At 74.7% G+C, this 14,895-nt stretch carries 10 protein-coding genes; 2 read left to right on the top strand and 8 right to left on the bottom strand.

All coding sequences use genetic code 11. The features are described from left to right. Window positions 1-128: 128 nt before the first annotated feature. From ACZ4UX_RS23220 to ACZ4UX_RS23210, 3 genes are all read right to left on the bottom strand, one after another. Window positions 129-1,406, bottom strand: a complete 1,278-nt coding sequence (locus ACZ4UX_RS23220; RefSeq protein ID WP_465708050.1) for a glycoside hydrolase family 16 protein — start codon at window positions 1,404-1,406, stop codon at window positions 129-131. 431 nt (window positions 1,407-1,837) lie between these two features. Further along, complete coding sequence (locus ACZ4UX_RS23215; protein WP_465708049.1) at window positions 1,838-3,685, bottom strand: phospholipid carrier-dependent glycosyltransferase; 1,848 nt, start codon at window positions 3,683-3,685, stop codon at window positions 1,838-1,840. 289 nt (window positions 3,686-3,974) lie between these two features. Beyond that, window positions 3,975-4,904, bottom strand: coding sequence for a spherulation-specific family 4 protein (locus ACZ4UX_RS23210; protein ID WP_465708048.1), 930 nt, complete (start codon window positions 4,902-4,904; stop codon window positions 3,975-3,977). 500 nt (window positions 4,905-5,404) lie between these two features. Between ACZ4UX_RS23210 and ACZ4UX_RS23205 the strand changes: the two genes are divergently transcribed. Then, on the top strand, window positions 5,405-6,601 hold the full coding sequence (locus tag ACZ4UX_RS23205; RefSeq protein ID WP_465708047.1) for an NAD(P)/FAD-dependent oxidoreductase: 1,197 nt from the start codon (window positions 5,405-5,407) through the stop codon (window positions 6,599-6,601). Continuing rightward, window positions 6,598-7,515 carry an RNA polymerase sigma-70 factor gene (locus ACZ4UX_RS23200; RefSeq protein ID WP_329491635.1) on the top strand — a complete coding sequence of 306 codons (918 nt, stop codon included), beginning with the start codon at window positions 6,598-6,600 and terminating at the stop codon, window positions 7,513-7,515. The genes ACZ4UX_RS23205 and ACZ4UX_RS23200 overlap by 4 nt, the downstream gene beginning before the upstream one ends. A 160-nt stretch (window positions 7,516-7,675) precedes the next feature. On the opposite strand, the gene ACZ4UX_RS23195 is transcribed toward ACZ4UX_RS23200, so the two are convergent. From ACZ4UX_RS23195 to ACZ4UX_RS23175, 5 genes are all read right to left on the bottom strand, one after another. Next, window positions 7,676-8,191: a hypothetical protein gene (locus ACZ4UX_RS23195; protein ID WP_465708046.1), complete on the bottom strand. Its 516-nt coding sequence runs from the start codon at window positions 8,189-8,191 to the stop codon at window positions 7,676-7,678. Window positions 8,192-8,506: 315 nt separating this feature from the next. Next, on the bottom strand, window positions 8,507-8,983 hold the full coding sequence (locus ACZ4UX_RS23190) for a hypothetical protein (protein WP_329491633.1): 477 nt from the start codon (window positions 8,981-8,983) through the stop codon (window positions 8,507-8,509). Window positions 8,984-9,158: 175 nt separating this feature from the next. Continuing rightward, a complete protein-coding gene (locus tag ACZ4UX_RS23185; protein WP_465708162.1) occupies window positions 9,159-10,598 on the bottom strand; it encodes an oxygenase MpaB family protein in 1,440 nt (479 codons plus the stop codon). A gap of 158 nt (window positions 10,599-10,756) precedes the next feature. After that, entirely contained in the window at window positions 10,757-11,470 is a 714-nt protein-coding gene (gene uppS, locus ACZ4UX_RS23180) for a polyprenyl diphosphate synthase (protein WP_380388558.1), read from the bottom strand. A gap of 578 nt (window positions 11,471-12,048) precedes the next feature. After that, window positions 12,049-14,781, bottom strand: a complete 2,733-nt coding sequence (locus ACZ4UX_RS23175) for a hypothetical protein (RefSeq protein WP_465708045.1) — start codon at window positions 14,779-14,781, stop codon at window positions 12,049-12,051. Window positions 14,782-14,895: the final 114 nt, after the last annotated feature.

Here is a 14,895-nt window from a genome sequence, read left to right as displayed (position 1 = left end):
CCCCCCCCCTTTCCCCCCCCCCCCCCCCCCCCCCCCCCCCCCCCCCCACCCCCCCCCCCCCACCCCCCCCTCCCCCCCCCCCCCCCCCCCCCCCCCCCCACCCCCGTACTGTGCTGCTGGACGGCAGGTCAGTGCTGCCAGACCCGCACGTAGTCGACCTGCATGTCGGCCGGGGTCGCCGACGGACCGCCGCCGGACCAGACGGCGTTGTTCAGGATCAGGTACTGCGGCGACGAGCTGATGCCGGTGGTGATCTGTCCGACCTGCTTGCCGTCGTAGAAGTAGGTCACCGAACCCGGCTTCCACTCGGCGCCGTAGGTGTGCCAGCCGCTGTAGTTGCCCGTGGCGCAGCCGCCGGGGCCGCCGGACGGCGAGTGGTAGTGGTAGCAGGCCTGGCCGCCCAGGCCCTCCATGACGTCCATCTCGCCGTCGGCCGGCCAGTTGTGACCGTCCGTCCAGAACGCCGGCCAGTTGGCGATCTGCGAGCCGTCGGCGGGCAGGTAGATCCGTGCCTCGAAGGCGCCGTAGGTGAACTCCGCCTTGCCGTTGGAGGAGAGCATGCCGGAGCGGTACGGGTAGGTCTTGCCGTTCACCACGGTCGGCTGCTGGGCGATGTTCAGGTGCAGCGAGCCGCCGCTGACGGTGGACTGCGACGGGGCGTAGGCCGCCAGCTCGATGTCGGGGTTGACCGGCTGCGTGGTGCAGGTCTGGCAGCCGAACCAGTTGGGCGTCCACTTGGCGCTGTCGACGGTGCTGCCGTTGAACTCGTCCGCGAACACCGGGCGCCAGCTGCCCGCGATGCCCAGCGGACCGCCGGTGGAGCCGGTGGGGGTCGGCGTGGGGGTCGGCGTGGGGGTCGGGGTGGGGGTCGGCGTCGGGGTGGGCGTCGGCGTCGGGGTGGGCGTCGGCGTCGGGGTGGGCGTCGGCGTCGGGGTGGGCGTCGGCGTCACGGTGCCGCCGCTCGACGTGAAGCTGTGGACCGGCGTCAGGTTGTGCCAGCCGTCCGAGGCCTGGTAGGCGACGAAATAGGTGTACGAGCCGCTGGGGAAGGTCCGGCTCTTCGGCGTGACGGTGGTCTGCCGGGTGCCCAGCGTGGTGGCGACGGCCCCGGGGAAGTCGTAGTTGGCGCCGCTCGCCGAGCGCACCGCGATGGTCAGGCTCTGCAGTTTGAGCCGCTTGTTCGCGTGCACCTTGGCGGTGGCGGTCACGGGCGAGTCCGGCGCGGGCGAGGTCGGCGTGATGCCGAGCGAGTCGACGGTGACCGGGCTGGTGGCCGCCTCGGACTGCACCGCCCAGGTCGCGGTGCCGGCGGTCACGGCCGCGGCCGCGAGTCCGGCGACGGTCAGCCGCTTCCACGCCGTCGGCGCGCCCCGGCGGTGTCGGGCGTTGTTTCGCAGGGTTCTCATGCTGTGGCAGTACCTTTCCTGCCCCCCTGGAGAGCCGCGGGCCCCGTCCGCGGCAGGAGCGGAGGAGAGCCCGTCGAGGGTGGAGCTTGTGCGAACGGACGCGTCCTTCGCAAGCCGCGGACCCCCGGCCCACCCCGTCCAGGCACCTGGGGCGGCGGCCTGCCCACGGGCGAACCAGCAGGTCAGAGCGGGTATGAGGGCCGCCTGCGGGAACACCTGTGAGGTGCGGCACAGGTGACCGGGGCCACACGGGGCGTCCGCCCGGCCGGACCGCGCCGTCCGCTCGGCGGACCCCGCCGGCCCGCCGGGCCGACCCGGTCACGCGGTCGGCTCGGCGGACCCCGCCGGCCCGCCGGGCCGACCCGGTCACGCGGTCGGCTCGGCGGGCCGGCGGGCATGGGCGCCAGCCGACGGCCGACGGGCGCCCACGGTCAGGACTTGCGCCAGAGCGCCCAGCCCTGCGCCCGGTTCTCCTTCGCGACGTACCACTCGGCGGGGTGCTCCGGCCAGTAGCCGTCGGTGGCCTTGCCCTCCGGGGCCGCCGGGGTGACCAGGACGGTCGCCTCCGCGGGGACGGGCTGCCAGCGCGGGTCGCGGTACCAGACCCGGCCCCGGTAGACCTCGAAGGCCTGGGCGTTGCGCAGACCCCCGTCGAGGTCCCAGGCGAGGACCACGTTGTCCGTGGGCTTGATCCCGGAGGCCTTGGTGAAGCCGGTCGCCAGCGGCTTGCGGTAGTTCGCGTGCGGGTAGCTGACCTGTTCGGTGATGGTGGCGGTGGCGAAGCCGGCGAACAGCGCGAGCGAGAGTCCGATCGCCCAGAGCACCCGGCGCCCGCCCGCGGCCAGGAACAGGACCACCGCGCCCAGGACGACGAAGGCGGCGACGGACGAGCGCATGACGTTCAGCCGCATCCAGTCGGTGGCCAGGAAGGTGACGTCCGGCAGGGCCCAGCCGATGAACAGCTTGGTGGTCAGCGCCGAGCCCGCGGACCAGACGACCAGCTTGCCGAGGAGCACCGTGAGGCCGACCGTGACGGCCGCCGTGACGGCGAGCCGGCGGCGGCCGAGCCGGGAGAGCACGGCGGCGCCGACGACGAAGGCCGCCGGGACCAGGAACGAGAGGTAGCGGGCGTAGACCCAGTCGTCGACCCGCCCGTCGTCCGGCAGGGCGGCGGCGGAGGCGAGCGCGGTGCCGACCAGCAGGGCCGCCAGCACGCCACCGACGATCCGGTCCGGCCGCGGGAAACGGCCGCTGAAGAGCGCGAACAGGCAGACCACGACCGCCAGGCCGCCGATGCCCCAGGTGGAGACGATGAAGTACCAGAGCTGCCCGGCCACCCGGGTCAGCGTCATCCCGGTCTTGTCGGGGTCGGTGAGGCCCTTCCAGAGGTAGCCGCCGACGTCGCTCGGCTCGACGGTGAACTGGCGGTCGAGCCACCAGGACAGCGCCTTGACCCCCACCACGCCGACGCCCAGGGAACCGAGGCCGACCAGCGTGGTGCGCCACGGGGCCCAGCGCAGCGCCAGGACGCCGACGAGGACCACCCCGGTGAGCGCCACCACCACGCCGCCGCGGTCGTGCGCGGCCATCGAGTACGCGGCGGCCGCGCCGGTGCCGGCCGCGTACCAGGAGCGGTGCTTGACCGGGCCCTCGCTCAGCCAGCCGTGCATGCAGAGCAGCCAGGCCAGGATCAGCACCGGCAGCACGGTGTCCGACATGACGAACTCGGAGTAGAAGATCACCGGCGGCAGCAGCGCGGTGGCCCCGGCGAAGACGTACGCCAGCAGCCGGCGCAGACCCAGCCGGCGCAGCGCCAGGTAGGCCAGCGGGAAGACCAGCGCGTTCAGCAGCGCGTTGATCCCCATGATCAGGTGATAGGCGGTGACCGGGTCGTCGGCGATCCGGAACGCCGGGGAGATCAGCAGCGGGTAGCCGCCCGGGATCACCACACCGACCGGCATCTCGGTGGTCGGCCGGCCCGCCAGCACGCGGGCGAGGACCAGGTAGGAGTCCTCGTCCGGGTGCACCGAGGGGTAGCTCAGGTGCCGGACGAGCACCAGGCGGAAGAGGACCTCGACCGCGTATCCGGCCAGCAGGACCACCGGCCAGAACCAGCGCCGACCGCGGGCCACCTCGAACCGCAGCGCCACCAGGCCCAACAGGCCTGACAGGCCGTCGGCGGGACGGGCGGGCCCGGCGGTCTCCGTGGCACCGGCCCCGCCCTCGTCGGGGACGGCGGGCCGCGGCAGGGTCTGCGGCTGCGTGGAGCGTTGTGTCATGCAGCTACATATATAGGCTACCGACATATAATGTCCAGAAGAGCAACCCGCCGCGACGGCGGACCCCGGAGCACCGCACGCCGACGGGGCGTTCGGGTGCGCACCGACGGTCCGGGCGCCCCGGCACGGGTCGGCGGAGCGCCCGAGGACACCAGGAAGAACGAAACGGAGCCGCACTCCGGTTCAGCTCCGGCCCTTCGCGAGGCGTCGGCGAGGACACCCCACCGGGGTGACGCCCGCCGCCGTCGGGGCCCGGGTACCCGAACTCCGGCGACGGGCAGACCCCCCGTCAGCCCTTGGTGGCCGCGTAGGCGGTCTCGGTGGCGAAACCCCAACCCGGGGCGGCGTCCCACGGGATGTCCAGCTCGTCGTCGGTGGCGTAGACGTAGCCGGCGCCGCGGGTGAAGGCCGTGTCCAGGGTGGCGCGCATGGCGGTCGCGTCCGGGGTGTCGTACACCAGGTGCCAGAACGCCGTGCCGCTGGGATCGAGGGTCGCGCCGGAGTAGTAGCCGGCGGCGTAGTTGAAGACATTGCCGCCCAGCCAGCCGTCGGCGTAGTCGGCACCGCTGCCCTCGAAGGTCACGAAGACGTCGGCCGTACGGTGGCCGGGCTCCAGGTAGCAGTCCGCGACCGCAGTGCCGGGGTTGTCCACCACCAGGTCCCGGGCCTGCGGCGCCACCGCGTAGACGGTCTCCTGGACGTAGGCGCGCAGCTCCGCGTAGTAGTCCCGGTCGGCGTTTCCGGCTCCGCAGTCCCGCTGCGACTGGTCGAAGAAGATGCCGTCGACGTGCAGCCGGCGGTCGGCGGTCCTGAGGTAGTTGTCCACGGTGGCCCGGACCACGGCCTGCGGCAGCGTGCCGTGGGCCGTGTCGACGTAGCCCAGGACCCGGGTGTGGCCGCCGTGCGCGGTGGTGGCGGCGCGCAGGCTGTCGGCGCGCGCCTGCCAGGTGGCGTCGAACGGGGCGTAGCCGTTGTAGGGGTTGAGGATGACGATCGACGGCGCCGGGTGGGTGGTCGGCAGACCGGCGAGCATGGGGTCGCCGGGCAGGACGTAGGCCGGAACGGCGACCTCCAGACCCCGCGGTCTGTCGGCGGCCACCGGACCGGCCCCGTCGGGTGACGCCGTCGCGGCGGGCGGCACGGCGGCGGTGGCGGTGGCGGTGGCGGTCAGGGCCGCGACGGCGAGCAGGGCAGGCAGGGTCTTGGCGAACGAACGCATCGTGCCTCTTTGATCGGTGAGCCGGGAGTCGGAGTGACGGCGGTCGAGGGGTGACACCCCCGCCGCACCCGGGCGCGGCCGGCTCCGTGCCCCGCGCCCCTCCGCCCGACCCGGGTGGGCCGAGCGCCCCCATTCCTACCGGGCCGATCCCACTCGGGCGACCAACTTCGAAAGAACACAGGGAAGTTGGTGGACGCCTCCGGAGCTCCTCCGAAGGCCGGAGCCGGACCGACGGTGGGCACGGCCGAGCTGCGTGCGGAGGGACCGGAGCCGACGCCGACCTGCGGGTCCCGCCGTCCCCCGGTTCCCCCGCGACGCCGAGTCGATCATGGTTGAATGCTCTGCGTCGCGGCACTCGGGGGGCTTGGGCCGCGCGCCCGCACACCCCTCTCGGCGATGTGACGCGGGTCACTTCGGCCCCGTGTCACGAACGGGAGGGCAGCTCGCGTCTGGTGGTTGTCCGCACGGCGGGAACGACCGACACGAAGGCGACGATGACGATGACGAACACGACGGCAACACGGCAGCACGAGGTCCTGGTCCTGGGAGCCGGCTACGCCGGACTCTCCGCGGCGATCCAGCTCGCGGCCCGCACCCGCAGGCGCGCGGATCTGCGGGTGACGCTGGTCAACCCCGACGAGCACTTCACCGAGCGGCTCCGGCTGCACATGACCGCCACCGGTCAGCAGACGGCCGCGATGAGCATCCCGGAGCTGCTGGACGGCACCGGTGCGACCTTCGTCCGCGGCTGGGTCACCGCCGTGGACGCCGGGGCCAAGACCGTCCGGATCGACGACGACCGGGTCCTGCGCTACGACACCCTGGTCTACGGCCTGGGCAGTGTCGCCGACACCGACGCCGTCCCCGGCGTGGACGACCACGCCCACACCCTCAACAGCCCGCAGGACGCCGCGCTCCTCGCCGACCGGCTGGCCCGGCTCGGCGGCGGGACCGTCGTGGTCGGCGGCAGCGGCCTCACCGGCGTGGAGGTCGCGGCGGAGATCGCCGAGCGGTACCCGGAACTCCGGGTGGAGCTGTTGGGCCGTCAGGAGCCGGGCGGGACCATGCACCCGAAGGCCAAGGCCCACCTGGACGCGGCGCTCGCCCGGCTCGGTGTGCGGGTGCGCGCCGGCGTCGAGGTGGCCAAGGTCCTGCCGGACGGCGTCGAACTCGCGGACGGCACCGTCCTGCCCGCGGACGCGGTGCTGTGGACCAGCGGCACCCGCGTCTCCCCGCTGGCCGCGGCCGCCGGCCTGACCGTCGACGAGCGCGGCCGTGTGGTCACCGACCCGGCCCTGCGCTCGGTCTCCCACCCGGACGTCTACGCCGTGGGCGACGCGGCGGCGGTCCGCCAGGGCTACGGCGTGATGCACGGGACCTGCCAGAGCGGCATGCCCACCGGCGTGCACGCGGCCCTCTCGATCCTGCGGGTCCTGGCCGGCAAGGAGCCCAAGCCCTTCCGCTTCGGCTACTACCACACACCCGTCAGCCTGGGCCGGCACGACGCCGTCGTCCAGTTCACCCACCCCGACGACACCCCGCGCCGTCTCGTGCTGACCGGCAAGCGGGCCGCGAAGTACAAGGAAACGGTCAGCGCCGCGCCGTGGCCGACCTTCGCCCGCATGAAGAAGATGCCCGCCTCGGGCGCGTTCTGGCCGCACGGCGGCCGCTACACCAGGATCCGGAGCGCCAAGTGACCCAGCCGCGACAGGACGACGCCGACCAGCTCGTCTTCCAGCAGTACCGCACCCTGCTCTTCTCCGTCGCCTACCGCCTCCTCGGCACCGCCGCCGATGCCGAGGACGTGGTCCAGGACGCCTGGCTCAAGTGGTCGGCGGCCGACCGGTCCCAGGTCGCCGACCCCAAGGCCTACCTGGCCCGGATCGTCTCCAACCTGGCGATGGAGCGGCTCCGGTCGACCCGCCACCAGCGCGAGACCTACGTCGGCCCGTGGCTCCCCGAGCCGATCCTCACCCTCCCGGACACCGCCGAGGACATCGCCGCGGCCGACTCGGTCTCGATGGCCCTGCTGGTCGTCCTGGAGACGCTGAGTCCACTGGAGCGAGCGGTGTTCGTCCTGAAGGAGGTCTTCGCCTTCAGCTACGCGGAGATCGCCGAGGCGGTCGAGCGCTCGGAGCCGGCCGTGCGCCAGGCCGGGCACCGCGCCCGCGAGCACGTCCAGGCCCGCCGGCCCCGCTTCACGGCGGACCCCGCCCGCCGACGCGACGTCACCGAGCGGTTCTTCGCGGCGACGTCGGGCGGCGACATCAACACCCTCATGGAGCTGCTCTCCCCGGACGTGACGCTGTGGACCGACGGCGGCGGCAAGGTCCGCCAGGCCCTCAAGCCGGTCGTCGGCCTGGAGACGGTGGCCCGCTGGTTCGCCGCGCTCGGCAGCGTGACCTACCAGGGCATCGAGCCCGGGCAGATGCGGGCGGAGCTCACCTCGATCAACGGCGGCCCGGGCCTGGTCTTCCGCGGCCCGGACCGCGTGGTCGCCACGCTGACCTTCGAGTTCGACCCCGAAGGGCGCATCTCGACGATCCACAACGTGGCCAACCCGGACAAGCTCCGCGCCGTAGGCGACGGCACCCGCCACGACCTGCGCTGAGCCGCCGTGGGTCGCCGACGCTCTCCGACCCGCGCGCCCGGTCTGCGGCCTCGCTGTCACGGGGGCGGTACCGGGCACGGGCCGGGCGGGTGCGCGAGCGGCCGCCGGGGCGGTGCCCACGTCGTGGACCCCGCCCCCTGACGGCCGACGAGGCCGTGGACTACCAGCCGCCGGAGGTGGTGTGGAAGCCGCCGGAGGTGGTGGCCGTGTCGGCGGTGCGGGTCGACGGGAGGTCGGAGCCGGAGGTGCTGATCCGGGCGGCGCCCCGGCCCGGGGCCTCCTGACGGCCGGCCGACTCGGTACCGGCCCACCGGGGCGCGGGGGCGGACGCGGGGGCCGCCGGGGGGCGCGGGTCCTCCCGGTCGATCCGCAGGACCAGGCTGCGGCCGCCGGGGTAGCCGCTCCGGTCGCGGTCGGTGCACCGGACCACCTGGCTGTGGGTACCGCCACGCTCCTCCCAGCGGCCCACGACGGCGCGGATGCTGGGCCCCCAGACGCCGTCGTGCTCGTGCTCGACGGAGAGCTCCCAGTCCGCGGCATCGATCAGCTCGCTGGCACCGACGACGCCCGGCACCACGACGGTGCCGCCGCCCCGGACGGTCGCCACGGCCCGTTGCGGCCGGTCGGCCTGCACGCCGGTCACCGTGATCCGGTGGGTGCCTCGGTACTTCGGCATCTGTCACTCCCGCGGGCTGGTTCGACTGTTCCGTACTCCTCCTCCCTTGAACGGCCGGCGACCGGGCCAGGGTTCGCCGCCGGGCCGATGCCGGGCCGGTTCCCGGCGCGGGGCACGGGTGAGGAGCAGGGGTGAGGAGCAGGGAGCGGGCCGGGGAGAGGAGGCTCGGCCGGAGGAAGTGGGCTGCGCCGCAGCGGAGTTCCGTCGCCGCCGGTCGCCCCGACCGCGGCGACGCGCGTTCGCCGGGCTCCCACAGCACCGCGGTCCGGCCGGTCGGTGGGGGCAGGCCGGGCCCGCCCCCACCGCAGGCCGGGGTCAGTAGACCAGGATGTCCCAGTGGTTGCCCTCGTTGCAGTAGAGGTTGCCCGACGCGGCCTTCCACTGCGGGTAGCCGTCACCCCGGTAGCCGATGTAGGTGAAGGAGTTCTGGACGTAGGCGTCGATGCAGGAGTTGCGGGAGATGTCGACCTTGTAGCCGTTGTAGTGGCTGTACGTTCCGGAGGCGTGGCCCACCTCGGTGCCGCCCGTGATGTTGATGGCGCAGCCGCTGGACTGCTTCAGGGTGATGATCGTGCTCACCGTGCCGGAGTTGATCTGCTCGAACGACGTGCAGGTGGAGTTGGACCGGGTGGTACAGCCGCCACTGGAACTCCACGTGATGCCGGCGTTCCTGAACTGACCGGCGGCGGTCGACTGCGAGACCTTGGTGCCACTGGCGCCGGCCGTGGGCGCCGTGACGGCGAGCCCGGCCAGGGCCAGGGCGATGACGGTGGCTGCGGTGCGGGGCTTCATCTGCGTCTCCCGGTGAGGGCGCTGAACCTCGGACCGGGCCAGGATGGCCCCGGCGCCCTCTATGCGAGTAGACCCCGTGCTGTGAATTTCCCGTGACGGCGGCGTGACCGGGTCGCCCCGAGCGCCGCCGCCGTACCCGCCGGTGTGCCCCCTCCCCCTCACCGCCCCGGCCGGATCACGCCTGGGCGAGCAGCGGGTCGTAGGCCGTGGAGCGCTGACGGCCCGCCATGAAGGCGAGGAAGTCCTTGACGAACGCGGCCCGCGTGTACGTCCCGTTCGAGTCGTGCAGTTCGCGGTGGAAGCCGGTGCGGAAGAGCGCGCGGTACTCGTCCGCGTCGATGCTCTGGTTGCCGTCGGCATCGGTCACGTCGAACAGCACCTCGGCGACCCGGATCAGGGCGGGGCCGGCGAGGGAGGGAACCGCCTCCGCGTACTCCTGCCGGCTGACCCGGCCGTCGCCGTCCGTGTCGAGCGTCGACTGGAGCTCACGCCACCAGGCGGCATAGGCGTCGTAGAGCCTGGTCTCCTCCGGCTCGTCCAGGTCGAGGCGGCCGGACAGCTCCCGTGCCATGGCCGCCAGGTCGGGCCAGTCCAGGTAGCCGTTCCCGGTCTGGTCCAGCACGGTGTCGAAGAACTCCTCCGCGCCGCGCCGCCCGGCACCCGCCCGCGCCGACCGCCCCGACGGCCTCCCGGCGCCGGGCCGCTCGGGCTCGTCCGGGAGCGGGGTGACCAGTCGCAGCAGGGCACCGAACCGCTTCATCCCGTCGCCCACGGCGGCCAGCGCCCTGGCCCGGGGGTCGTCGCTGTCGGGTGACAGCGAGATCAGGTCGAGGAGGTTGTCGGCGGTGACCCAGCCCTCCGGCAGCAGGCGCGCCGAACCGAGGGCCAGGTAGGCGGCCTGGCTCAGGGCCTGGGCGCCGGGGACCTCGGTCAGTCCTGCCCGCCTGCGGAACGTCTCCGGCAGGGAGGCCACCGTGACCACCCCGATCGCCGGCCCGGCGAGGGCCCGGCCGGCCGCCCACAGCGTCGGCACGCCCTCCAGCAGGGGAGGCGCCGGAAGGTGGTCGAAGAGGTGGTACAGGATGGTGCGCAGCGCCTCGGTGTTCTCCAGCTCCTCCTCGACCACCCGGTCGTAGTACGGCCAGAAGTCCCGCAGTGAGGCGGGGAGTTGGCCGGAGGAGTCGCCCAGCAGCACCTGGAAGGCCAGGAACTGCGCGTACAGCTCCTCCATCGCGGCCTGGTCGAGCGGCCGCCCGCTCCAGCGGAACATGGTGACGGCGCTCTCGAACATCGTGGCGACCACCCACGCGCGGGCCGCCGGGTCCATCGCGTCGTAGGGCCGGTTCGCCGCGTCGGTGCCACTCATCCGCGCGTGCATCCGGTTGAGCCGGGCCACCTCCCGGTCCCGGGCCGCCACGTCCGCACCGGTCACGCGCTGCAGGCTGCGCAGGGTGTTGGTCATCCGGCGCCAGGGGTGGGTGAGGAAGGTGGAGCTGTCGACCAGGGCCGCACCGATCTGCGGGTAGGCGGCTTCCAGGACCGTCGCCCGGATCATGGCCACGGCCCAGCACGGGTCGTCGAAGAGGCGGTGGAACCGCGTGCCCGGGCCGAACAGCGGTCCGGGCCGCGCGGTGGCTCCGGCTCCGGGAGTGGCTCCGGCGGTGGACTCGGGTGTGGGGGTGGCTCCGGCTGTCGGAGTGGCCCCGGCTGTGGGGGTGGCTCCGCTTCCGGGGGCGGTGTGCTCGCCGTCCGGGTGGTCGTCGGTCGTCCGGGTCACGATCCGGCCTCTCCATTCGTGTCGGCCGCCACCCCGCCGAAGCGGCGGTGGCGTCGCTGATAGGTGTTCAGGCACTCCAGGAAGTGCGTCGCCCGGAAGTCGGGCCAGAGCACCGGCGGGAAGATCCACTCGGCGTAGGCGACCTGCCAGAGCATGAAGTTCGAGATGCGCTGCTCCCCGGAGGTCCGGATGACCAGGTCCACGTCGGGGGTGTCGGGGAACGGCAGGTGGGCCGCGAAGCCCTCCTCGTCGAGGGTCTCGGCCGCCGCACCGCTGCGGATCAGCGAGCGCGCGGCCTCGACGATGTCCCGGCGCCCGCCGTGGTCGAACGCCACGGTCAGGGTCATGCCCCGGTTGCGGCTGGTGAGCGTCGTCAGGTCCGCGAAGTCGCGGGCCAGTGCGGCCGGGATCCGAGGGTCCGCGCCGCCGAGGAAGCGGCAGCGGATCCCGCGCGCGTGCAACAGCGGAGCGTGCTTGCGCACGACCCGGCGCACCAGGTGCAGGAGGTAGTCGACCTCCTCGCCGGGGCGGCTCCAGTTCTCGGTGGAGAACGCGTACAGGCTGAGCCACCGGACGCCGGACGCCCGGGCCGCCTCGATGACGTCGATCACCGTCGCCTCGGCCGCGCGGTGACCGGAGGTGCGGGGCAGATCGCGCCGCGCCGCCCAGCGGCCGTTCCCGTCCATCACACAGGCGACATGACGTGGCACCGGGGCCGAGCGCTCCCCTGCGGCCGGCCGGGGCACGGCCGCTCCCCCGGGCGGCGCGAGACCTCCGAAGACCTGCTCCACCACCACTGCCGCCCCTCCGCTCGCCACCGGCCCGCGATCTCCGCGAGGCCGTCATGAGCGTGCCGGGGCCCGGGCCGTACTGTCCGGCGATCGGGCGATCTTCACCCGATCCGGTGACGGCGGGGCCTCCCGCCACCGCCCGCGGCACCGGAGGCCGAAGGGCGGCCCGGGTGCTCAGAGGTCCAGACCGGCCTCCAGCTGCCGGGTCGGTCGCCCTCGGCCGCCCGGCGGCGTACGCCGGGCCGACCCGGGACGAACCGGCGTACGCCGCGCTGCGAGGTGATGACCGGACGGGCCGTCAATTCGCCTGGATCGCGGCCGACGGCGCCCCGGTGGGCGAACCGGCGGAGCCGGCGTACTTCCAGCCGGTGATGACGGTCGCACTGGTGGACCCGCGCGGCGCGGACCGCGAAGCGGCGCGGCGCGGTGCGGTGCAGTGCGGTGGACGACGGCGCGCGCCGGCGCCCGGGCCGGGCCGTCGACAGCCCGCGCGGCCGTCACCCCGTCAGGATTGCGGCCAGTCGGGCCGATTCCGCCCGGACGCGAGCCGGCGCCCCCGCGGCGCTCAGGGCGTCGAGGGCCGGGAGCGCGTCACGGATGCCCTCGGCCACCGCGCATTCGGCGGCGAGTACCAGCGCGTCGGCCAGTCCTCGCCGGCCGGGTTCGGTGGCGAACTCGGTGAGCACGGCCGTGAGCACGGCCCAGGTCGTCCGGCCCGCACCGGTGCGGGCGGCCTCGGCCAGGACGGGCAGGATGCGGTTCGGCTTGGCCACGGACAGCCTCCAGAGTGCCGCGATCCATCCGCCCAGCAGATCCGGCCGCAGCCGGCCCTGGGCGCCCGCCGCCAGCAGGAAGTCCAGCGCGGCGGTGCGGTTCGCCGCCCGGGACGCGGTCAGCCCGTAGGCGAGCAGGAGGTGGCACACCGGTCCGAACTCGCCCGGCACCTCCGCGAGCCGGGGCAGCAGGGGGTTCGGCTCCCGGGGACCGGGCGCGTCCACCCGGAACACCGCGCCCGGGACGCCGTGCGCCGCGACGGTCTCCGGGTGCCACGGCGCCACCCAGGCGAACTGGACGAGCTCGATGGCCGGCGTGGACGGCAGGTCCACGAACCGGGCGTACTCGGTGGGGTCGGGGACGGTGTGGAGGAGGCCGGTGACGCCTTCGGGGGCCGGCGCGGCCTCGGGGGCACACGGTGCGATGCGCACGACCGGAGCAGGGGCCCGGCCGACGCCGTCGAGCCGCTCGGGCATGTTCGCGGTCTGGGTGTGGAACCGGCGGGGTGCGGGCGGCGCGACGTCCGGCGGCAGCTCGCAGCCTAGCTCGGCGGCCGCGGCCCGGACGGCCGGCAGCGCGGGCGGGGCCACCCGGAGCAACGCCTGGGCCAGGTCGGCGGGTGAGGGGCGGGCGCCGGAGGTCCGGTACGCGGCGAGCCGGTCGAGCAGCACGGCCGGGTCGATCGTGCCGTCCCCGGCCGTGGGCGTGGCGAGCAGCAGCGGCACCGGCGCCTCCACGGCCGAACACGCCGCCTCGTGCACGCGCACCGCGGTGATCACGCCGAGGGTGCGCATGAAGGCGGGCATCCCGAGCAGCACGGCCAGGCTCGCCCGGGGCGCCTGCGCCTGGCCGGTCAGGGCGTCGAGCAGGACGCCCAGCGCTCCGCCGGCCTGACGGATGAACGGAGACCGGTCCGGGTTCGCGGCGCGCCGTGCGGCGAGCGGGTCCAGCGCGGCCCGGAGCGCGGCGGCGTCACGGTGGTGCTCTGCCACCAGGGCGGCGAGCACCACCTCGAACTCACCCGGGTCGGGCACCCGGTCGGCCATCAGGGCGCTCAGCCGCTCGGCGGTGTCGAGCGGCCCCGCGGGTGCGGCGGGCAGTTCGGCGCACGCCACGCGGACCGCCGCGACCGGCGCGTCCGACTGCGGCTCCGTAGGCGGGGCGGGGATCTCCAGCAGGCGGTGGGCGTCGGGCCGCAGGGCGGGTCCGAGATCGGCGGCCGCGGCGCGCACGGCCCCGGCGACGGCGGGTGCGGCGTGCGACAGGTGGCGGGCGACGAGGCGCAGGGCCTGCTCCTGGACCGCGGGGAGCGGATGGGTGAAAGCCACGGCGACGGCGGGCAGCAGGCCGTCGGCCCCGGCCGGGTCGCGGCGCAGCGCGGCGTCGACCCGGCCCAGCTGGACGGTGGCGAGGCCCTTCTCCGGGCGGGCCAGGACGGCGGCCGTGAGTTCGACGAACAGCTCGGCCGGCAGCCGCCCCGCCACGGAGACCAGCGCCGCCTGGGCGGCCTTGGCGGCGCCCGGCGCACCGTCGGCGGCCAGCCGGACGTGGTCCCCGGCCCGGGCGAGGATCTCGTCGGCGTCGAGGGCCAGCACCGCGTACAGCCGCAGGAATCCGCGCAGGTTGCCGGGCCGGTCGCCGCGCAGCAGTCGGCCCAGGCAGAGGTCGATCAGTTCGGCGCGGTCGAGCAGTCCCTCGGCCGCCACGACGGCGAGCGACTCGGCCCAGCCGCCGGTCGACAGCGGCTCGGTGAACTCGGCCCCGGCGTCCGGGACTTCGAACACCCGACGGGTGAACTCGGCGAGCCGGGGCTGCGCCCGCAGCCAGGAGAGCAGCGAGTGGTGGTGCGGCACCGGTTCGCGCAGGCCCTGGTCGGCGAGCCACTCGCCGATCTCCCGGTGGGGGGAGCCCATCAGCCGGCCCTCGCGGAGCCACCCGATCACGTAGCCGTCGGTGGTGGGGGGTTCGGCGCCGGACCGGAGGGCGAGGCCCTGGGTGATCCGCCACCGGGCGGCGTCGCCCCGTGCCGGCAGCCATGCGGCGAGCCGGCCCACGAGTTCGCGGTGGAACGCCGCGTCCCGGTGCGGCGCGAGCAGGGTCAGCAGGACGGTGTGGTGGTCGGGGCTGCTGGAGCCGCCGCCCGGCCGCGGCCAGGTGACGTCGAGGAGGCGGCGGGAGGTGAGCCACTCCAACGCCTCGGCCGGGGTGGCGGCGGCGAGGATCCCGGCCAACTGCAGTGCGGCGAGCTGGTCGTACGCGGTGGAGTACCGGCCCCGGTCGCCCGACGAGAGTTCGCGCACCAGCTCGGTGCGGAGCTTGCGCAACGGGGTCCGCAGATGGCGCAGCTCACCGGCGGGCACCGGCCGGAGCCGGTCGATCACCCCCTGCGGGATCCGCGCGGCGATGAGCGCGCGCGTCTCCTCCCAGCTGATCGTCTCGCTCGTACGGTCGGTCACGACGTCCCCCATCCGGTCCGGCTGATGATCGTCAACCTAACCCGGCACACCGACAACACCGCAGGCGCGAGGGCCACCGGCCCCGGCGGCCACCCCCTCGTCGAGCAGCACCCC

This window comes from Kitasatospora sp. NPDC028961 (genome assembly GCF_055564815.1).
The sequence above is the reverse complement of the archived record's forward strand: the minus strand, read 5'-3'. Positions and strand labels throughout refer to the sequence as shown.

What these genes read in the sequence shown, in the direction of transcription:
- ACZ4UX_RS23220 (WP_465708050.1), bottom strand. Translation starts at nt 1,406, where the DNA reads ATGAGAACCCTGCGAAACAACGCCCGACACCGCCGGGGCGCGCCGACG.
- ACZ4UX_RS23215 (WP_465708049.1), bottom strand. Translation starts at nt 3,685, where the DNA reads ATGACACAACGCTCCACGCAGCCGCAGACCCTGCCGCGGCCCGCCGTC.
- ACZ4UX_RS23210 (WP_465708048.1), bottom strand. Translation starts at nt 4,904, where the DNA reads ATGCGTTCGTTCGCCAAGACCCTGCCTGCCCTGCTCGCCGTCGCGGCC.
- ACZ4UX_RS23205 (WP_465708047.1), top strand. Translation starts at nt 5,405, where the DNA reads ATGACGAACACGACGGCAACACGGCAGCACGAGGTCCTGGTCCTGGGA.
- ACZ4UX_RS23195 (WP_465708046.1), bottom strand. Translation starts at nt 8,191, where the DNA reads ATGCCGAAGTACCGAGGCACCCACCGGATCACGGTGACCGGCGTGCAG.
- ACZ4UX_RS23190 (WP_329491633.1), bottom strand. Translation starts at nt 8,983, where the DNA reads ATGAAGCCCCGCACCGCAGCCACCGTCATCGCCCTGGCCCTGGCCGGG.